This window comes from Streptomyces sp. NPDC007863 (genome assembly GCF_040633895.1).
GTDB lineage: Bacteria > Actinomycetota > Actinomycetes > Streptomycetales > Streptomycetaceae > Streptomyces.
In genome coordinates this window covers 13,245-32,631 of the sequence record NZ_JBEYEI010000014.1, presented here as the reverse complement: position 1 = coordinate 32,631, position 19,387 = coordinate 13,245, and the positions used below count along the sequence as shown (strand labels likewise).

The 19,387-nt window shown below is 74.9% G+C and carries 17 protein-coding genes; 9 read left to right on the top strand and 8 right to left on the bottom strand.

Features of this window, described 5'->3' with window-relative positions:
• The first annotated feature begins 3 nt into the window (after nucleotides 1-3).
• Together ABZ621_RS22195 and ABZ621_RS22190 are read left to right on the top strand one after the other, a co-directional pair.
• Nucleotides 4-1,449 carry a WGR domain-containing protein gene (locus ABZ621_RS22195; protein WP_360607084.1) on the top strand — a complete coding sequence of 482 codons (1,446 nt, stop codon included), beginning with the start codon at nucleotides 4-6 and terminating at the stop codon, nucleotides 1,447-1,449.
• A complete protein-coding gene (locus tag ABZ621_RS22190) occupies nucleotides 1,446-1,943 on the top strand; it encodes a hypothetical protein (RefSeq protein ID WP_360607082.1) in 498 nt (165 codons plus the stop codon). Before ABZ621_RS22195 ends, ABZ621_RS22190 begins: the two co-directional genes overlap by 4 nt.
• 49 nt (nucleotides 1,944-1,992) lie before the next feature.
• On the opposite strand, the gene ABZ621_RS22185 is transcribed toward ABZ621_RS22190, so the two are convergent.
• The 3 genes from ABZ621_RS22185 to ABZ621_RS22175 all read right to left on the bottom strand — a co-directional run bounded on the left by ABZ621_RS22185 (nucleotide 1,993) and on the right by ABZ621_RS22175 (nucleotide 4,642).
• Complete coding sequence (locus ABZ621_RS22185; RefSeq protein ID WP_360607080.1) at nucleotides 1,993-2,415, bottom strand: DUF350 domain-containing protein; 423 nt, start codon at nucleotides 2,413-2,415, stop codon at nucleotides 1,993-1,995.
• A 168-nt stretch (nucleotides 2,416-2,583) separates the two neighbouring features.
• The gene (locus tag ABZ621_RS22180) at nucleotides 2,584-3,234 is read right to left on the bottom strand and encodes an HdeD family acid-resistance protein (protein WP_360607078.1); all 651 of its coding nucleotides are present in this window, start codon (nucleotides 3,232-3,234) and stop codon (nucleotides 2,584-2,586) included.
• Nucleotides 3,235-3,247: 13 nt separating this feature from the next.
• Nucleotides 3,248-4,642, bottom strand: a complete 1,395-nt coding sequence (locus ABZ621_RS22175) for a dipeptidase (protein WP_360607076.1) — start codon at nucleotides 4,640-4,642, stop codon at nucleotides 3,248-3,250.
• 189 nt (nucleotides 4,643-4,831) lie between these two features.
• Between ABZ621_RS22175 and ABZ621_RS22170 the strand changes: the two genes are divergently transcribed.
• On the top strand, nucleotides 4,832-5,371 hold the full coding sequence (locus tag ABZ621_RS22170; RefSeq protein ID WP_360607074.1) for a DoxX family protein: 540 nt from the start codon (nucleotides 4,832-4,834) through the stop codon (nucleotides 5,369-5,371).
• A 52-nt stretch (nucleotides 5,372-5,423) separates the two neighbouring features.
• On the top strand, nucleotides 5,424-6,338 hold the full coding sequence (gene opcA / locus ABZ621_RS22165) for a glucose-6-phosphate dehydrogenase assembly protein OpcA (RefSeq protein WP_360607072.1): 915 nt from the start codon (nucleotides 5,424-5,426) through the stop codon (nucleotides 6,336-6,338).
• Nucleotides 6,339-6,426: 88 nt separating this feature from the next.
• Here opcA and ABZ621_RS22160 read toward each other — a convergent pair whose 3' ends face one another.
• Complete coding sequence (locus ABZ621_RS22160) at nucleotides 6,427-7,791, bottom strand: carbohydrate-binding protein (RefSeq protein ID WP_360607070.1); 1,365 nt, start codon at nucleotides 7,789-7,791, stop codon at nucleotides 6,427-6,429.
• A gap of 142 nt (nucleotides 7,792-7,933) precedes the next feature.
• Between ABZ621_RS22160 and ABZ621_RS22155 the strand changes: the two genes are divergently transcribed.
• The gene (locus ABZ621_RS22155) at nucleotides 7,934-8,401 is read left to right on the top strand and encodes a hypothetical protein (RefSeq protein WP_360607068.1); all 468 of its coding nucleotides are present in this window, start codon (nucleotides 7,934-7,936) and stop codon (nucleotides 8,399-8,401) included.
• A 7-nt stretch (nucleotides 8,402-8,408) separates the two neighbouring features.
• On the opposite strand, the gene ABZ621_RS22150 is transcribed toward ABZ621_RS22155, so the two are convergent.
• Both ABZ621_RS22150 and ABZ621_RS22145 read right to left on the bottom strand, forming a co-directional pair.
• Nucleotides 8,409-9,335: a LysR family transcriptional regulator gene (locus ABZ621_RS22150; RefSeq protein ID WP_360607066.1), complete on the bottom strand. Its 927-nt coding sequence runs from the start codon at nucleotides 9,333-9,335 to the stop codon at nucleotides 8,409-8,411.
• Between the two features lie 57 nt (nucleotides 9,336-9,392).
• Entirely contained in the window at nucleotides 9,393-10,367 is a 975-nt protein-coding gene (locus ABZ621_RS22145) for an acetylxylan esterase (protein WP_360607422.1), read from the bottom strand.
• 184 nt (nucleotides 10,368-10,551) lie between these two features.
• Here ABZ621_RS22145 and ABZ621_RS22140 point away from each other — a divergent pair, with 184 nt between their 5' ends.
• The 4 genes from ABZ621_RS22140 (at nucleotide 10,552) to ABZ621_RS22125 (ending at nucleotide 17,892) form a co-directional block, all read left to right on the top strand.
• A complete protein-coding gene (locus tag ABZ621_RS22140; protein WP_360607420.1) occupies nucleotides 10,552-12,075 on the top strand; it encodes a Re/Si-specific NAD(P)(+) transhydrogenase subunit alpha in 1,524 nt (507 codons plus the stop codon).
• A gap of 2 nt (nucleotides 12,076-12,077) precedes the next feature.
• Nucleotides 12,078-13,496, top strand: a complete 1,419-nt coding sequence (gene pntB, locus ABZ621_RS22135; RefSeq protein ID WP_360607064.1) for a Re/Si-specific NAD(P)(+) transhydrogenase subunit beta — start codon at nucleotides 12,078-12,080, stop codon at nucleotides 13,494-13,496.
• A gap of 80 nt (nucleotides 13,497-13,576) precedes the next feature.
• Nucleotides 13,577-15,178: a hypothetical protein gene (locus tag ABZ621_RS22130; RefSeq protein WP_360607061.1), complete on the top strand. Its 1,602-nt coding sequence runs from the start codon at nucleotides 13,577-13,579 to the stop codon at nucleotides 15,176-15,178.
• On the top strand, nucleotides 15,175-17,892 hold the full coding sequence (locus tag ABZ621_RS22125) for a hypothetical protein (protein WP_360607059.1): 2,718 nt from the start codon (nucleotides 15,175-15,177) through the stop codon (nucleotides 17,890-17,892). Before ABZ621_RS22130 ends, ABZ621_RS22125 begins: the two co-directional genes overlap by 4 nt.
• Nucleotides 17,893-17,902: 10 nt before the next feature.
• Here the strand turns inward: ABZ621_RS22125 and ABZ621_RS22120 are convergent, their stop codons facing one another.
• Together ABZ621_RS22120 and ABZ621_RS22115 are read right to left on the bottom strand one after the other, a co-directional pair.
• A complete protein-coding gene (locus tag ABZ621_RS22120) occupies nucleotides 17,903-18,139 on the bottom strand; it encodes a ferredoxin (RefSeq protein ID WP_360607057.1) in 237 nt (78 codons plus the stop codon).
• Nucleotides 18,136-19,329, bottom strand: coding sequence for a cytochrome P450 (locus tag ABZ621_RS22115; RefSeq protein WP_360607055.1), 1,194 nt, complete (start codon nucleotides 19,327-19,329; stop codon nucleotides 18,136-18,138). The genes ABZ621_RS22120 and ABZ621_RS22115 overlap by 4 nt, the downstream gene beginning before the upstream one ends.
• Between the last annotated feature and the right edge of the window lie 58 nt (nucleotides 19,330-19,387).

The window sequence follows — 19,387 nt, the reverse complement described above, 5'->3', positions numbered from 1 at the left end:
ATCATGACGACGACGACCTATCTGGAGCTGTCGCAGGACGGCGGCGGTGCCCACAAGTTCTACGAAGTGACCGTCGACGGCCTGGAGGTGTCGGTCCGCTACGGCCGGATCGGCGCGGCCGGCCAGACCCAGCGCTCCACCTTCGCCACCGCCGACAAGGCCCGGGCCGCCGCGGCCAAGAAGATCGGCGAGAAGGTCCGCAAGGGATACGCCCCCGCCGTCCCCGGTCAGCGCGCCGCCCGCGCCGTCACCCGCCGGGAGGTCGGCTCCGCGCCCTCCACGGCCCGCGCCGTCGCGCCCGTCCTCTGGCGCTTCCGGACCGGCTCCGCCGCCTTCGGCATCCACGTCGACGAGGAGCGGATCTGGGTCGGCAATCAGGCGGGGGACGTCTTCACCCTGGACCACGGCGGCGAGGTGCTGGCCCGCTTCGGCCTGCCCGACGGCGTGAAGTGCCTGGTCGCCGACGACTTCTGGATCTACGCGGGCTGCGACGACGGCAAGGTCTACGACCTGTCCTCCAAGCTGCCCTTCGCCGCCTACGAGATCGGCGCCGACGTCGACATCTTCTGGCTCGACATCCACGAGGGCGTCCTCGACGTCGCCGACCGCTCCGGCCGGCTCACCGTCATCGACCACGAGGACGAGCACCAGTGGTCCCGCTCCGGCCGCGGCGAGTTCGCCTGGATGGTCCGGGCGGACGGCCGCGCCGTCTACTACGGCGACACCAGCGGCGTCACCGCCTACGCGGCGGACGGCACCGGCGAGCTGTGGCGGACCGCCACCGACGGCGCGGTCCTCTTCGGCTGGCAGGAGACCGGCTCCGTCTACGCGGGCACCGGCCACCGCAAGGTGCAGCGGCTGGCCAAGGCCGACGGCCGCGTCGAGGCCGTCTACGCCTGCGACGCGAGCGTGTACTCCTGCGCCACCTCGCCCGGCGGCCGGTTCGTCTTCGCCGGCGACTCGGCGTCCTCCGTCTACTGCTTCGCCGAGGACGGCACGCGGCTGTGGAAGCTCTCCACCGGCGGCGGTTCCGCGCTCTCCATGCAGTACCGCGACGAGCGGCTCTACCTGGTGACCACCGACGGCTCGCTGGTCTGCGTGGACGCGAGCGAGGCGGCGATCGCGGCCGCCCAGCAGGGCAGCGTGCCCGTCGTGCGGGACGTCAAGCTGGCCGCCGCACTGCCCACCTACACCCCGGCGACCACCGCCGCGGCCGTCGCCACCGTCGTCTCCGTGAGCGAGGCGCCCAGCGGCTCGATCGTCGTCGAGTGCGTCCGCGAGGGCGGCCGGAGCCGCGTCCGGGTGGTCAGCCACGGCTACGAGCCGTCGTGGAACGTGCAGTTCCCGCGTGCCATCCGCGAGGCCGGCGCCCGGTACGTCGTCGAGGCGCTGCATCCGGCGGCCGGCGGCTTCTACCGGGTGCGCGGCGAGATCCGGCGGCTGCTGTGAGCCCGGACCCGGGCGGCAAGGGCGCCTTCGAGGCGGCGACGGGCGACGGGCCGCCGCTCGCCGGCGACCCCGAGCAGCGCTCCCGCGAGGTCAGGTCCGCGCTCGACGGACTCCGTCAGATCCGGCGCCTGACCGCCGGCCGGGACGGCGCCGGGGGAGCCGTACCCGCCGAGTGGGAGCGGCGAAGGCCCGTACGGGCCGTGGCCCTGGCCCTGGAGGCCGGCGGCCTCGCCCCGTCGGCCGTGGACGCCGACGGGGCCAGGACGGCGACCGGTTACCGCGTGCGGGCGGGGGAGCGGCCGGCCACCGCCGTCGTCGAGTGGCTGGGGCCGCCCGGCTCCGGCGCCGCGGGGCAGGAGGCCGAAGCCCTGGCGGAGTGCGCCGCCGCCCTCGCCCGGCTCGGCTGGGAGGCCCTGCTCTACAAGGGCCCGCGCGGCCGCCGCTTCCTGGAGGTGGAGCCGGCCGCGACGGCCCCCGGCCCGGCCCCGTCCTGAACGGACGGGCACCGGGCCGGGAAGGGGGACGCGCTCGGGGCGCGGCGCGTCAGGCGATCGAGGCGGAGACGATCGCGGAGACGGCGATGTTGCAGGACGCGGTCACCCAGACCGCCGGGTGCGGCTCCGGGTCCACCAGCGTGGCGCCCAGCTTGCCGGGCGTCACCAGGTCCACCACGAGGAAGGCGACCGCCATCATCACCAGGCCGAGGAGACCGAAGGCGGCGGTGGAGACCAGGCCCTTGCCGAAGTTGTCGTAGGTGGTCCAGATGGAGGTGAAGACGATCCCGCCGATGCCGAGCAGGGCGGAGCTGAGCAGGATGGCCGCGTTGCGGTTGCGGTCCTCCCATATCTGCCGGCCCAGCTTGCCGGGGGTCAGGATGTCCACCAGGACGATGCCGAGGATCAGCAGGACCACGCCGAGGGCGCCGTAGGCGGTGGCGCGGCCGAGGCCGTTGACGATGTCGGTCATGGGAAGCCGGCTCCGGAGAGTGGTGATCGCGAGCGATCGACGGTCGAGGACCGGCAAAATCTAGCGCACGGAACGCGCCGGTCCGCCGCCCGCCCGGAGATCGGGCCGGCGGCGGACCGGAAGGGCCACCGGAGAACGGACCGGACGAGCCGGACCAGCCGGGACGGATCAGGCGCCCGGCGGCAGGCGCTTGGCCCGCGAACGGATCTGGAACGCGGTGACGATCTCCGCCGCGCCGACCGCGATCAGCCAGATCCCGCCCAGCAGGGTCAGCACCGCGACCGACTCCAGCGGCGACACGATCAGCACCACCCCGGCGACGGCGCTCACGATCCCGAGGAAGACCTGCCAGCCGCGGGCCGGCATCGCCGGGTCGGAGGCCGCCGCCACCGTCTGCGTGATGCCGCGGAAGAGCCAGCCGATGCCGATCCACAGCGCGAGCAGCAGGATCGACTGCGTCGCGCCCCGGAAACAGAACAGGCCGAGCAGGATCGACAGGGCGCCGCTGATGAAGGCCAGTACGCGCAGCGAGGTCGTGGCGTGCGTGCCGAAGGCGGCGATCAGCTGCATCACACCGCTGAAGAGCAGATAGAGGCCGAAGAGGACCCCGGCCGCCAGCAGCGAGGCACCCGGCCACACCAGCACGAGCACCCCGAGGACGAGCGCCACCACACCGGCGAGCAGCAGGGCCTGCCAGGCCGCGCCGGCGAGCATCGCCAGCGGCCCCTGCGGCAGATCGGTCCGGGCGTTCCCGCCGTGGACCCCGCCGTGTCCCGCGCCGCCCGGTCCGTCCTGCGGCCTGTCCTGTGTCTGCGTCATGGCAACCCCTCTCTCACTTGCCGGCCGAGCGCGCGAACGCCTCGGCGTAGGAGCGGAGGAAGAGCGCCTCCGCCAGCGCCATCCGCTCGATCTCCGTCGGGTCGACGCTCTCGTTCGGGGCGTGGATGAGACAGCGCGGCTCCTCCACGCCGATCAGCGCGATCTCCGCCGACGGGAAGTGGTCCGCGAGCACGTTGCACAGCGGGATCGAGCCGCCCTGCCCCGACTGCACCATGTCCTTCCCGTACGCCTCGCGCAGCGCCGCGCCGAGCGCCGTGTACGCGGGTCCGTCGGTGCGGGCCCGGAACGGCTGTCCGGTGCCCTCCGCCTCGACCTCGACCCGCGCGCCCCAGGGCGCCGCCGCCACCAGGTGGTCCGTGAGCGCCTTGCGGGCCTCCTCGGCGTCGGTCCCCGGCGGGACCCGCAGGCTGACCCGGGCCCGCACCTTCGCCTGCACGGCGGCGGAGGAGCCGACCACCGGCGGGCAGTCGATGCCGAGGACGGTGACCGCGGGCCGCGCCCACAGCTCGTCGGCGACCGCCCCGGTGCCCACCAGCTGCACCCCGTCCAGGACCCCGGCGTCGGCGCGGAACTGCTCGGCCGGATAGGACACCCCGTCCCACAGTCCGTCGCCCGCCAGCCCGCGGACCGCCGTGTTGCCGTGCTCGTCGCGCAGGCTGTCCAGGATCCGCACGAGCGCGGCCAGCGCGTCCGGCGCCGGCCCGCCGAACATGCCCGAGTGCATCTCGCCCTTGAGCGTGGAGACCGTCACCACCACGTTGGCCAGGCCGCGCAGCGAGGTCGTCGTGGTGGGCAGCCCGAGCGCGAAGTTGCCGGTGTCGCAGATCAGCAGGGCGTCCGCGTCGAAGAGTTCGGGCCGCAGCGGCACCAGCTCCTCCAGACCCGCGGTGCCCTGCTCCTCCGAACCCTCCGCCACGAACTTGAGGTTGACCGGGAAGCCCGCGCCGTCCGGGCCGCCGAGCGCCCGCAGCGCGGTGAGGTGCATGGCGATGTTGCCCTTGCAGTCGGCGGCGCCGCGCCCGTACCAGCGGCCGTCACGGGCCGTCAGTTCGAACGGCGGGGTCTCCCAGGCGGCCTCGTCGAGGGGCGGCTGCACGTCGTAGTGGCAGTAGAGGAGGACGGTCGGCGCGCCCTCCGGGCCCCGCCCGTGCCCCACCACCGCGTCCGTGCCGTCCGGGGTGGTGACCCGCCGCATGTCGCTCAACCCCGCCTCGGTGAAGGCCCGCACCAGGAAGTCCGCGGCCTTGGCGCACTCCTCGGGCGGGAACTGCCGGGGGTCGGCCACGGAGCGCATCGCGACCAGCGCGGTCAGATCCTCCTCGGCGCGCGGCATCAGGGCCCGTACGCGCTCCCGCAGCGCGGCGGTGTCGGTGGACTCGGCGGTCATGCGTACCCACTTCCCTCGGGCCGCTCCCGGACGGCCGGGACGGCGACGGCCACCCCAGTCAAGCAACACGGGGCAAACGCCGCAAAACATGACTCATGTGGAGTATCCGGCGGGCTTCCGGGCGGCGGCGGGCGGCGGGCGCGCCGACAGTGGAGGCGTACGCGCCCCCTCCCGCACCTGGAGAACCCCATGAACCGACGTGACCTCGGGCTGCTCGTGCTGAGGGCCGGCACCGGCGCCGTGCTCGCCGCGCACGGCACCCAGAAGCTCTTCGGCTGGTTCGGCGGCGGCGGGATCGAGGGCACCGCCCAGGGGATGGCCGCCATGGGCTTCCACCCGGCCCGCGAATCCGCCATCGCCGCCGGCCTCGGCGAGGCCGGCGGCGGCGTCCTGCTCGCCCTCGGCCTGGCGACCCCCGCCGCCGGCGCGGCCGCCGCCGGAGCGATGGCGGGCGCCGTCGCCGTGCACGCCCCGGCCGGCTTCTTCGCCCAGGCGGGCGGATACGAGTACCCCGCCTTCCTCGGCTTCACCGCCGCCGCCATCGGCATCACCGGCGCCGGCCGCTACTCCCTGGACCACGCCACCTGTCACGTCCTCGACCGCCCCTGGGTGGTGGCCACCGCCTTCCTCGGCTCCGCGCTCGCCGCCGCGGCCGTCGTCGGCCGACGCGCCCAGGCCAGGGCGGCCGCCGAGGCCGGCGGCGGCGAGGAGCCGGGCGACGACCACTGAACCCCGCGCGGGGCGTTAGGCTCGCCGCAGAGGAAGGGACGGACTCCGGGCAATGAAGATCGATCTCACGGACACCAACTCCAGCGCGATCAACAAGGCGATCCTGGAAGGCCGGAGGGCCGTCGGCACCCCGGCCGTCGGCGTCGTCCTCACCCTGGTGATCGTCACCGACGAGGAGCACGCCTACGACGCGGTGAAGGCGGCCAACGACGCGTCGAAGGAACACCCTTCGCGGACCCTCGTCGTCATCCGCCGCCGGGCGCTCTCCCCGCGCGAGCGGAACGTGACCCGGCTCGACGCCGAGGTCCGGCTCGGCACCGACGCCGGCTCCGGCGAGACGGTGCTGCTCCGCCTCCACGGCGAACTCGGCGCCCGCGCCGACTCGGTGGTGCTGCCGCTGCTGCTGCCCGACGCGCCCGTCGTCGTCTGGTGGCCGGTCGACGCCCCGGCGGTCCCCTCCAAGGACCCGCTCGGCGCCCTCGCCCAGCGCCGGATCACCGACGCGTACGCGGTCGAGGACCCGCTCGGCGCGCTGGCCGCCCGGGCCGCCTCCTACGCCCCCGGCGACACCGACCTGGCCTGGACCCGGCTCACCCCCTGGCGCTCCATGCTGGCCGCCGCCCTCGACCAGGCCGGCACGGACGTCGTCTCGGCGGCCGTGGAGGCCGAGGAGGCCAACCCCAGCGCGGAGCTGCTGGCCCGCTGGTTCGAGGTCCGGCTCGGCGTCCCGGTCGACCGGATCGTCTCCGAGGGCCCGGTCGTCACCGCCGTCCGGATGGGCACCCCGAACGGCGAGGTCCGGATCGACCGCCCCGAGGGCCCGGTCGCCCGGCTCGCCATCCCCGGCCAGCCCAGCCGCGTCATGGCGCTCAAGGTCCGCTCCACCGCGGAGCTGATCGCCGAGGAGCTGCGCCACCTCGACCCCGACGACGCCTACGCGGCGGCCCTGGAGGGGCGTTCCTCCTGAGCCGCCGCGCCCGGTCGCGGCCCGCCGGACGCCGGAGCGCCACCCGCCCGGCGGAGGCGGGTGGCGCCGTCATGGAGGGCCGTCGCCGTCAGACCCGCTGCCAGAGCGCCGGGACGTTCGGCGGCTCCCAGCCGGTCTGCGCCTGGTGGCCCTGGAGGCAGCGGTAGGTGGAACCGCCGTACGTGACCGTGGCGCCGGCCGCGTACACCGTGCCCGCCTTCCACGTGCCGCCCGGCTCCGGCTCGCCGGGGCCGGGGCCCGGGTCGGTGCCGGTGGTCTTCAGGGTCAGGCCGTAGTTCGACAGGATCGGGTTCAGCGGCTGGAAGTACGTGGTGCCGCCGCTGGAGCAGTTGCCGGAACCGCCCGAGGTGACGCCCTGCGCCTGGCTGCCGGAGATGTACGAGCCGCCCGAGTCGCCGGGCTCGGCGCAGACCGTCGTCCGGGTCACGCCGGAGATCGTGCCCTCCGGGTACGTCACGCTCGTGTTGTGCTGCTGGATGGTGCCGCAGTGCCAGCCGGTGGTCGAGCCCGAGCGGCAGACGGAGGCGCCCACGGGCTGCAGCACGGAGCCGGTGACCTGGACGTTCGCGCCGCCCGCGCCCTTCACGTACGGGGTCGCGGTCCAGCTGCTGTTGGCCGCGACCCACGCCATGTCGTTGCCGGGGAAGACGGAGGCCTGGAAGCTGCCCTGGGCGACCTGGTTGTAGCCGCTGGTGGTCTGGCCGGCCCGGCCGCAGTGCCCGGCCGTCGCGAAGCCCTGGGTGGTGCCCCGGGTCACCGGGAAGCCGACCGAGCAGCGCCCGCCGCCGCCCATGTAGTACGCGTCGCCGCCCCGCAGGTCGTACAGCGGGCGCGGCGCCTCGGCGCTCCGCTCCACCCGCACCAGCTCCCGCGGCACCCCGGTGGCCGCGGCGAGGCGCGCCCCGGCGCCGGCCCGGACCTCCTCGACGACCAGCGCGTTGGCGCGCACGTCCACGTACCGCACCGGCGCGTCGGCGTCCGCGGCCCGGTCGAGGGCGGCCTTCGCCCGCTCCAGCGAGGCCAGGTCGTGCCGGACGAGCCGGGCCGTCGCCCCGGCCGCCCGGATCGCGTCGAGGTCGGCGGCGCGGGTGGTGGCCACGGTCAGGGAGCCGGACTCGGCCCCCTCGACCCAGGCCCCGGCGAAGGAGCCGCCGATCCGGTCGCGGAGCCGGGCGGCGGCGGCGCCCGCCTCGGCCTCGTTGACGAGCCGGCGCTCGGCCTCGGCCCGGGTCAGGCCCAGGTCGCGGCCCATCGCGGCGAGCAGCTCGGGCGACGCCTCGGCGGCGCCGAGCGCCCGCGCGGCGCTCTGCGCGCCGGGCGCGGTCCCGGGGGAGGGCTGCGCGGCGGTGGCGGACCCGGCCTGAAGCCCGGCCAGCACCATCCCGGCGGCGACCAGCGCGGTACACGCCGCACGGGCGTGTCGTCGGAGCATGGGGAGTCTCCTCGGTTCTCGGTGGGGGATCTGCCGAGAACCGTAGGAAGGCCCCCGGGGGAGCGGGAGCCTCCGCCCGGCCCCTTCCTCCGCGTTATGGCCCCCGGGGGCCGCTGTCGGTGGTGGCGGCTACGGTGCGCCCATGAGCGTTCCCGAGGTCATCCCGATCGCGTACGAGCCCGACCACCGCACGTCCACCATCGGCCGGTGGGACGGCGGCCAGTTCTTCGCCTCGGTCACCATCGCCTTCCCGGAGGGCTGGACGGCCGTCGGCGACTGGCGGAAGCACCAGCGCTGGTACGCGGTCCTGCACCGGTTCGACGCGGCGGGCCGGTATCTGGAGTCGAGGATCGCCTTCACCGGCACCACGGCCCAGCGGGAGGGGGAGGCGGGCGAAGCCGCCGCGGCGCTCCTGGACGAGTGGCTGGACGCCCTGCCCGGGCGGCGGTACGAGTCGATCGCGATCGCCCCCTTCACCGTACGGTTCGAGGGCGTCCTGTTCGGCCTGGTCGTGGAGGAGGGGCACGGGGAGGGCGGGAGGGACTGGGCCGAGCTCTACCCCGACGGCCTGGGGTTCTCCGCCCCCTGGGACGGCCTGTACGACACCTGACGGCTCCTCAGGACGCGGCGGCCGTCCGGCCCGCGCTGCGGGCCAGGGCCTCCGCGTGGGCCTCGCGGGTGTGGGCGAGGACGGTGGCGGCGCGGGCGGCGGCGCGGCCCTCGGGGTGCCAGCCGAGGAGGTGGCGCCAGACCAGGGGGGTGCCGGTGAGGGGGCGGGTGACGAGGCCGGGGGTGGCGGGGAAGGTCGCCCGGCAGAGGCCCACGGCGCGGCCCACCTGGACCAGGTGGACGCAGGAGGCGGTGTCCGTCTCGTACACCCGGGCCGGTGTGAAGCCGGCCCGCACGCACGCGGCGGCGAAGCAGTCGCCGAAGCAGCCGTCGCCGGGCACGTCCGTCCAGTCCGCGGCGGCCAGTTCGGCGAGGGCGAGCTGGGGGCGGCCGGCCAGCGGATGGCCGGTCGCCAGCATCACGTACACGGGATCGCGGGCCACCTCCGTCCACGCCAGCCGTCCCGCCTCAGGCGGGGAGCTCTCCCCGCAGACCCCGACGAGCGCGAAGTCGAGCCGCCCGGCGGCCACTGCGCGCGCGACCTCCCGCTCCGACCAGGAGGTGTACGTGGTCACCTGTGCGTCCGGCTCGGCCCGCGCGAGCCGGTCCACCAGGCCGCCGAGCAGCGGGCCGTGGGTGCCGCCGAGCCGGTGCCCGGCGGCGCCGTCGCGGGCGAACCGCACGGCCTCCTCCTGGAGTCCGCAGACGGCCGGCAGCACCACCCGCGCCCGGTCGAGGACCAGATCGCCGAGCGCGGTGGCCCGCACGCCGTCCCGGCCGCGCACGAACAGGGCGCCGCCCAGGGCCCGTTCGATCCGTTTGAGCTGGGCGCTCAGCGCGGGCTGCGCCAGTCCGAGGGCGGTCGCCGCGCGCGTGAGGCTGCCGGCCTCGGCGATCGCCCGGACCGTCTTCAGGTGACGCAACTCCAAGTCCATGCGGTCAGCTTGACGCCCCTCGCATGACAGGTCCAGACCAAGGGGGCGGGTATTCGGCTACCGGGCGCGGAGGCGCTCCGGCAGCCAGGACAGCTGCGCCGCCTGCTGGAACGCGCCGCCGCCCTCGTGGTCGTTGAAGTCGTAGACCTCGATCGCCTTGTCCTCGTGCCCGTACGCGTTGAACGCCGCGAACACCGTCGACGGCGGGCACGTCAGGTCCTCCAGGGCGGTGGAGAACAGCGCCGGAGCCGTCGCGCGGGCCGCGAAGTGTACCCCGTCGAAGTAGGCGAGGGTCTCCCGCACCCGCTCCGTCCGACCCCGGTGCGTCTTCAGGTAGTTGCCGATCTCCCGGTACGGCGTCCGGTCCGTGACCGTCGTCGCGCGCGGGAAGTCGCACAGGAACGGCACGTCGGGGGCCACCGCCGCCAGGTCCGGCACGAGCCCCGACACGGCGACGGTGATGCCGCCGCCCTGGCTGATCCCGGTCACCGCGGTGCGCGCCGCGTCCACCAGCGGATGCGACCTGGCCGCCTCCACCGCGCGCACCGCGTCCGTGTACACCCGCCGGTAGTAGTACGTCTCCGGGTCCTCGACGCCCCGCGTCATGAACCCGGGGAAGGCCGGCGCGCTGCCCACCGGGTCCGCGGTGTCGCCCGGCGCCCACCCGCTGCCCTGGCCGCGGGTGTCCATCACGAAATGCGCGAACCCGGCCGAGGCCCACAGCAGATGGCTGTGCGCGAGCCCCCGCCCGCCGCCGTAGCCGATGAACTCCACGACGACCGGCAGCGGTTCCGTCGTCCCGGCGGGGATCACGAACCAGCCCTTGACCGGCTGCCCGTCGAAGCCGGAGTACGTCACGTCGTACGTCTCCACCGTCGCGAGACCGGTCGCCACCCGCTCGAACCGGGCGTCGAGCCCGTGCTTCCGCGCCTCGCCGAGCGTCTCGGCCCAGAACGCGTCGAAGTCCGCCGGCTCCACGGACGCGCTGCGGTACTCGCGGAGCTGGTCGAGGGGCAGGTCGAAGAGGGTCATGAACACCACCTGGTCGGTCGTCACGTTCGAAATGTCGACCGGTCGGACCCGGCCCGACCCACCCTAACGTGCACATACGTCAGACCGATCCTCGATCTTCTGTCCAGACCCGAGCGAGCCTGGTTCCCCCCGGACGCCTCCGGGAGTCAAGGTGGGGGCCGACAGCGACGAACGGAGGGGTGTGGTGATTGTCGGAGTCCTCAAGGAGGCCCGGGACGGCGAGCGGCGGGTGGCCGCGACGCCTGTCACCGTCGAGAAGATCCGCGGGTTGGGATACGAGGTCGTCGTCGACCCGGGCGCGGGCGCCGCGGCCGGCTTCGCCGACGCCGCGTACGAGGAGGCCGGCGCGAGCGTCGGCAAGGCGATCGAGGCGGACATCGTCCTGGGGGTGAACGCCCCGCCGCCCGACCGGCTGGACCAGGCGCGCCCCGGGACCACCGCCATCGCCCTGTTCGCCCCCGCGGTCGACCCGACGACGGTCGAGGACCTGGCCCGGCGCCCCCTCACCGTCCTGTCCATGGACGCCGTGCCCCGCATCAGCCGGGCCCAGTCCCTGGACGTCCTGTCGTCGATGGCGAACATCGCCGGCTACCGTGCCGTCGTCGAGGCGGCCCACGAGTTCGGCCGCTTCTTCACCGGCCAGGTGACCGCCGCGGGCAAGGTGCCGCCGGCCCGGGTCCTCGTCGCCGGCGCGGGCGTCGCCGGTCTGGCCGCCATCGGCACCGCGGGCTCGCTCGGCGCGATCGTCCGCGCCACCGACCCGCGCCCCGAAGTCGCCGACCAGGTCCGCTCGATGGGCGGCGAGTACCTGTCCATCGAGTCGGCCGAGACGGAGGTCTCGGCGACCGGCTACGCCAAGGAGATGGGCGACGACTACAAGGCCCGCGAGGCGGCCCTGTACGCCGCCCAGAGCCGTGAGGCCGACATCGTCATCACCACCGCGCTGATCCCGGGCCGCCCCGCGCCCCGGCTCATCACCGCGGAGATGGTCGCCACGATGAAGCCCGGCTCGGTCATCGTCGACATGGCCGCCTCCAACGGCGGCAACGTCGAGGGCTCCGTCGCGGGCAAGCGCGTCGTCACCGAGAACGGCGTCACCATCCTCGGCTACACCGACCTCGCCGGCCGGCTGCCCGCCCAGGCGTCCCAGCTCTACGGCACCAACCTGCTCAACCTCCTGAAGCTGATGACCCCCGGCAAGGACGGCGAACTCGTCCTCGACTGGGACGACCAGGTGCAGCGCTCCGTCACCATCGTGCGCGACGGCGAGAAGACCTGGCCGCCGCCGCCGGTCCAGGTCTCGGCGGCCCCCGCGGCCGCCGCGAGCGAGCCGGTCCCCGTCTCGCCGGTGAAGACCCCGATGAGCCCGGGTCGCCGCTTCACGGCCGTCGCCGTCTCGGCCCTCGCGCTCTTCCTCGTGGTCGGCTTCGCCCCCGCCGCTCTCCTGTCGCACGTCACCGTCTTCGTGCTGGCGATCGTGATCGGCTACTACGTGATCGGGCACGTCCACCACGCCCTGCACACCCCGCTGATGTCCGTCACGAACGCGATCTCCGGGATCATCGTCGTCGGCGCGCTGCTCCAGATCGGACACGGCGGCACCGTCGTCACCGTGCTTTCCGCCGCAGCCATCCTGCTGGCGAGCATCAACGTCTTCGGCGGCTTCGCGGTGACGCGTCGCATGCTCGGAATGTTCAACAGGAGCTGACCATGTCCGCCACACACGCCGCGCAGGCGGCCTACCTCATCGCCGCCGTCCTCTTCATCCTGGCCCTCGCCGGACTCTCCAAGCACGAGTCCGCGCGGCTCGGCAACGCCTTCGGCATGCTCGGCATGGGCGTCGCCCTCGTCGCCACCGTCGTCCTCGCCGCCGACCGGGGCATCGCCGCCGGCGCCGCCGGACTCCTCGCCGCCGCCATGGTCGCCGGCGCGCTGATCGGCATCTGGCGCGCCCGGGGCGTCGAGATGACCGGCATGCCCGAACTCATCGCCCTGCTGCACTCCTTCGTCGGCCTCGCCGCCGTCCTCGTCGGCTGGAACGGCTACCTGGAGGTGGAGCACCACCCGGGCGGCTCCGAGGCCGCCGCCCTCGACGCGCTCGGCACCCTCGGCATCCACCACGCCGAGGTCCTCATCGGCGTCTTCATCGGTGCCGTCACCTTCACCGGCTCCGTCGTCGCCTACCTGAAGCTCGCGGCCCGCATCAACTCCAAGCCGCTCGTGCTCCCCGGCAAGAACGCCCTCAACCTCGGCGCGCTCGCCGTCTTCCTCGTCCTCACCGTCCTCTTCACCATCGAGCCCAACCTCTGGCTGCTCGTCGCCGCCACCGCCGTGGCCCTGGCCCTCGGCTGGCACCTCGTCGCCTCCATCGGCGGCGGCGACATGCCCGTCGTCGTCTCGATGCTCAACAGCTACTCCGGCTGGGCCGCCGCGGCCTCCGGCTTCCTCCTCGGCAACGACCTGCTGATCGTCACCGGCGCCCTCGTCGGCTCCTCCGGTGCCTACCTCAGCTACATCATGTGCAAGGCGATGAACCGGTCGTTCCTGTCCGTGATCGCCGGCGGCTTCGGCATCGAGGCCCCGTCGAGCTCGGACGTCGACTACGGCGAGCACCAGGAGATCACCGCCCAGGGCGCCGCCGAGGCCCTCGCCGCCGCCCGCTCCGTCGTCATCACCCCCGGCTACGGCATGGCCGTCGCCCAGGCCCAGTACCCGGTCGCGGAACTCGCGTCCAAGCTGCGCGCCCGGGGCGTCGAGGTCCGCTTCGGCATCCACCCCGTCGCCGGCCGGCTCCCCGGCCACATGAACGTCCTGCTGGCCGAGGCCAAGGTCCCGTACGACGTCGTCCTGGAGATGGACGAGATCAACGACGACTTCTCCGACACCGACGTCGTCCTCGTCATCGGCGCCAACGACACGGTCAACCCGGCGGGCGCGGAGGACCCCTCCAGCCCCATCGCCGGCATGCCCGTCCTCACCGTCTGGGAGGCCGGCCAGGTCATCGTCTTCAAGCGCTCGATGGCCTCCGGCTACGCGGGCGTCCAGAACCCGCTGTTCTTCCGGGAGAACACCGCCATGCTCTTCGGCGACGCCAAGGACCGGGTGGAGGCCATCGTCAGCGCGCTCTGACAACGGCCTTACCCTCTGCCGCCGCCCGCTCGTCAGCGGGCGGCGGTATCGTCGTCGGCGGCGAGGGGGAGGGCGACCGCATGGGTGGCGGAACGGGCGACGGACCGGGCGTGCGGAAAGGCGTGCGGACGGCGGGCCCGGCGTGGGCCGAGGAAGGACTCGGGCACGGAAGCCCCAAGTTCCCGCTGTCCGTCGAAGGACCCGTCTGGCGGCTGGTCGACCGGCTCGTGCCCGGCGTCTCCAGCGTCACCAAGTACGCCCGCTACTACACCCTCTACGCCGCCGTCGCCGCCGAGGCAGAGCGGCGCGGCCTCGGCGCCGACGAGTGCCGCACCCTGCTGCGCCGCGCGGAGGCGCTCCTCGCCGCCGCCCAGATCGCCCGCACGCCCGGAGCCGTCCCCGCCGGGCTCTTCCCCCACGGCCACGACCGCGTCCAGCCGGCCCTCGCCGACGACGGCCTCGACCTGGACCGGGCGGCGCGGGACTACTCTCCCCGCGCCTGGGGCTTCTGGTCCCAGTACACCGCACCGGCCCAGATCCTCGGCGTCGTCACGGCCGGCCGGGACGGGCTCCGGCCCGGACGGCACGCCTGCCCCGCCGAGGTCCGCGCGCTCTTCGCGCCCCTGCTCGCCGTCGCCGGCTCGGGGCGGCCCGAGGCCCGGCCCGTCGAACTCGCCGAAGCCGGGGCCGCCGCGCTCGGCGAACCCTGCGAGGCCGAACGGGAGTGGCTCGCCGGCCTGCTGACCGCCACCGCCGGAGGGACGCACCGGCCGGACGCCTGGCGGGCCACCGACCGGACCCGACGGGCCACGCTGCGGGTCCTCGCCCGGTCCGTCGCCCTGCACGGCGGGGACTCGTACACCGGCGCCCTGCGGGAGACCGTCGCCTTCGGCCCGCTCCTCGCCGAGGACCCCGTCCTCTCCGCCATACCCGAGGCCGCCCGCTGGCGGGGCCTGCTGCTGCGCCACTACTCCGTCTCCGCCTGGCGCCGCCTCTGGGCCGGCCTCGTGGCCGAAGTCGGCGCCGAGGACGGGCCGGACGGCGGACGGGACCGCTCCGCCGCCGACCTCCGCGCCTGGCTCTGCGACCACCTGCCCGACGGCACCGCCGACCGGGAACTCGACGCCCTCGGCCCCGTCCACGACGGCTCGGGACACCCCCTCCCCGTGGAGCGGCGGCTCATGGCCGACCGGGACCGGCCGGAGCCGTGGCGGGACGTCCTCGTCCTCCTCGCCGGCGGCCTCCGCGCCCACCGCGCCGAGGACGGCACGCACCCCGCCGACCCGCTCGCCGCCCACGCCCGGCGGGCCTTCCTCGGCGACCGCCAGGAGTTCCTCGACCCCCGGTGGATGGCCGGCCTGCTGCGCGAGTACGGCCACCGGCCCGTGCGCGACCTGGGCTCCCGCCTCGTCGACGACATGCTGGCCCAGTCCCGGCGGGTCGCGCTCCGCAAGCTCCGCTACGACCCACGGACCGGCCGCCACCGGGTCTTCTCGCGCCTGCACATGCGCAACGACCGCTACTTCAGGCTCGGCGAGGAGTCGAGCGCGGAGATCGGCATCCGCGTCCACCAGCTCGCCTCGGTCGCCCGGCAGCTGGGCCTCTTCGCCGCCGACTCCACCCGGGGCGGCGCACCGACCCTGACGGACCACGCACGCACGAGCCTGGACGTGATGCCATGACCACAGCGGTGCACACCGGATTCTCCTCACCCGTCTCCCTCCTGTGGGACTGGGAGCAGCAGGGCAAGGGGCCCCTGCGGGAGTTCCTCGTCCTCGGCTACACCACCGACCTCCCCTTCCTCGAAGCCGTCGCCGTGCCGAGGGCCCGGGCCCTCGGCGCCCGCGTCGCGGTCCTCGGCGACGCCGGACACGCCCTGCACGACGCCGTCGACGTCCGCCTCGCCGGACGCGGCTACCTCCACGGCGTCGCCGCCTGCGACGGCGCCTTCCACCCCAAACTCGCCCTGCTCCTCGGCGACGACGCCTGCCGCGTCGCCATCGGCTCCGGCAACCCCACCCAGTCCGGCTGGGGCACCAACGACGAACTGTGGACCGTCGTCTCCACCGACGACGGCGCCTCCCACCCCCTCCTCGCCGATCTCGCCGACTGGCTGCAGGAGTTGCCGGACGCGGTCGCCATGGCCCCGTGGTGGGCGGAGCACCTGCGCCACCTCGCCGAGCTGCTGACCGTCCTGCACTGCGAGGCCCCGCCCGCCGACACCGAAGGGCCGGAGGTGGAGCTGGCGCACAACCTGCGCACGCCCCTGATCGCCAGGCTTCCCGGCACGCCGGTGGACGAACTCCGGCTGTACGCACCCTTCGTGGACCCCTCGGGAAAGCTGCTGCGCCTCCTGCGCGAGCGGATGACACCGGGGGAGATCACCCTCGGCATCCAGCCCCGCTGGACCAGCTACGACTCCGCCGGCGTGCGCAAGGCCTTCGACGGGCACCCCGCCGCCCGGGTGCGCGAACTCGCCGAGACCCGGACGCGCCACGGCAAGCTCGTCGAATGGCGCGTCGGCGACACCTGGCACGCCCTCACCGGCAGCCCCAACCTGACCCGGGCGGCCCTCGCCCGTGCCGTGGTCGTCGCCCCCGGCGACCCGGCGGAGGCCCGCCCCCGCAACTGCGAACTCGCCGTCATCGCCCACGACACCGCCCCGCTGCTGCCCGACGAGGGCACCGTCCGGCCCGTCCCGGAACTCACCGGCTCCACCGTGACGCCCCGGGACGCGACCGACGCGCCCCCGGCGCTCGTCCTCCTCGGCGTCCGCGAGCACGGCCTCCTCCTGGAGGCCGTCCTCGGCCGCCGCCCCGCCGGCGTCGAGGTCACCGTCGAGATCTCCACGGACGGCGGCGCGCCCGGCTCGTGGCAGCAGGTCGGCACGATCCCGGCCGACCGGAACACCGGCGCCTTCCCGTGGACCGCCGCCCCCGGAGCGGCCGTACGGGCGAGCTGCCGACTGGCCGACGGGACGTACGTCGAATCCGCCGCGGCCTTCCTCTACGACGCCGAAGGCTGCGCACCGCGCGGCGCGGCCGACACCGTGCCACGTCTCTCCGGCGGCTACGCCGTCGACGACCTGTTCCAGGACCCGGCCGCCGCGCGCCGCTTCGAGCAGGACGTCGCCAGGCTCCGCGAACTCGTCGTCGCGGACGCGGCGACGGGCACGGGCACGCCGGGGACCGGTACGGCGTCCCCGACGGTGGCCGAGTGCGCCCGGACGCTGGGACCGGAGCTCACCGAGGTGGCCTACGGGCCGCTCGCGGCGGACCTCCCCGAGCTGCCGCGGATCCCGGCACCGCGCCGCTGGCAGCTCTCGGAGTACGTCACGACGGACGAGGACGAGGAGTTCGAGGGGGACGAGGAGTACGAGGAGGAGGCCGCGACCGAGGAGGCCGCCCCCGAGGCGGCGCGGGGCCCGCTGCCCGACAGCGCCCGCGAGCAGGCCCGCGCCTGGATGGCCCGACTGGCCCGGCGACTCGCGTCCGAGGCGTCCGAGGCGTCCGAGGCGTCGGCGGGTGCGAAGGAGACGGAGCCCGCGGCCGCGCACCCCTGGTCACCGCCGACGACCCTGCTGGTCACCGCCCTGCACCTCCAGCTGCTCGCCGCCGGCGCCTGGGACGAGGACGACTACGGCTGGCGCGCCGTCACCGCCGACCTCCTCCGCGCCCTCGGCGCGGCGGAGCCGCGGACGGACCGCCCGGCGGACGAGAACCCGCCCGGGCCCCAGCGGCAGCGGCTCGACGCGCTGATCGCCGTATGCGTGTCCCTCCTCGGGCTGCACGGCGAGTTCGAGGGCCCGGATGCCGAGCCGGTCGCGGCGGCGGCCTGGCGCACCGGCCGGGGCGCGGTCGCCCGCGCCGAGCCGGAGCACGCGGCGGACCTCTACCTCCCGGCGGGCCGCCGGGGCGCCCCGGTGGCGACCGAGACCGACGTGGAGGCCCTCGGCAAGCGGGCCCGTGCCGTGCCGGACCCGATGACCGAGGCGCTGCGCGCGCTCGCCGCCGCCCACCTGGGCGCGCGCCACGAGTCCGGGGTCTGGGAGCTCACGGGCGAGTTCAGCAACCCGCAGGCGGCGTGCGCGAAGGCGGTCACGGTCCTGGCCGGACTGCCCGGTGACCCGTGGCCGGGGCCCGTACTCGTCCGCGCCCATGGCCGGGGCACCGGCGTCCCCTGCTTCATGGCCTGGAGCCGGCCGCTGCTCGTGCGCCGCCGGGGCAGGGTGTGGAGCAGTTTCCGCATCCTCGCCCCGGCGACCCCGCACGCCACCTTCCAGAACGGCGCGCCCCGCCCCACGGCCCAGGGCGCCCAGGCCGAGCGCGACCTCGGCGACCTCCTGGCGGCGGCCGGCCTGGACCCCGTCTCCGTCTTCGTCCACCTCCAGAGCTGACCGGGCGGCCTCAGGACGCGCGGCCGGCGGTCCCCTCCGCTTCGTGGAGGGTGATCGCCCCGGAGGGGCAGACGCCGACGGCCATGCGGGCGGCGGCGCGGTGGGCGGCGGGCGGCTCGGTGTGCAGGAGGAGGACGAGGCCTTCTTCGGGGTCCTGGTCGAAGACGTCGGGGGCGGTCATGGCGCACATGCCGGCGCCGATGCAGCGTTCCCGGTCGGCGGTCAGCCGGGGCGCGGGCGCGGTCACTTCGCGTCCCAGGCGACCGGGAGGCTCTTCACCCCGAAGATGTCCGCGCTCTCCGGGCGCAGCACGACCTCGTCGGCCGGCACGGCGAGGCGCAGGGTGGGGAAGCGGTCGATGAGCGCGCGGAACGCCACCCGCATCTCGACGCGGGCGAGTTGCTGGCCGAGGCACTGGTGGATGCCGTGGCTGAAGGCCAGGTGTCCGGCGGCCTGCCGGCCCACGTCGAGGGCGTGGGGGTCGGCGAAGCGCTCGGGGTCGCGGTTGGCGGTGTGGAACGAGAGGACGATCGTGGTGCCGGCCTCGATGGTCTGCCCGGCCAGCTCGACGTCCTCCAGCGCCGTCCGGTGGAAGGTCTTCGCGACGCTCAGGTACCGCAGCAGCTCCTCCACGGCCCCGTCGGTGAGCGCGGGGTCGTCGCGCAGCGCCGCGAACTGCTCCGGGTTGCGCAGCAGGGCGTAGGTGCCGAGGGAGAGCATGTTCGCGGTGGTGTCGAAGCCGGCCGCCAGGAGGATGAGGCTGATGCCCTTGAGCTCCTCGTCGGTCAGGTCGCTTTCGGTGAGTTCGCTGAGGACGTCGTCGGTGGGGTGCGCGCGCTTGGCGGCGACCAGCCGGGCGAGGTACTCCTGCGTCGCGGTGTACGCGGCGATGAGCTCCTCGTCGCTCACCTCGCCGCCCATGAAGGCGTCGATCTGCTCCTGGAACGACGCGCGGTCCTCGTACGGGACGCCCAGGATCTCGCAGATGACGATGGTGGGGATGGGCTTGGCGAAGGCGGTCACCAGGTCCGCCGACGTACCGCCCGCCTCCATGGCGTCGAGGCACTCGGCGGTGATCTGCTCGATCCGCTCGGTGAGCATCCGCATCCGCCGCACGGTGAACTTGCCCACCAGGGGCTTGCGGTAGCGGCTGTGCTCGGGCTCGTCCATGAGGAGGAACTCGCCGGGCGGCGCGGGCGGGAGCTCGAAGTCGACCACGTTCAGGAGGTCCTTGCGCGAGCTGAACCGGGGGTCGGCCAGGACCGAACGCGCCAGGTCGTACCCGGTGACCAGCCAGCCGGGCTTCCCGCCGGGGTGGGTGTAGCGGCTGAGGGGGCCGTGCCGGCGGGCGTCGAGCAGCTCGGCGGGCGGGTCGAAGGGGCAGCCGGTCCGGCGCTCCGTGGGCAGTGCCGTGACGGTGTGGACGGACTCGCTCATGATCACTCCGCATCTCGCGATATGGCGCGTTTGACGATGATCGAACGCTACGTTGCGT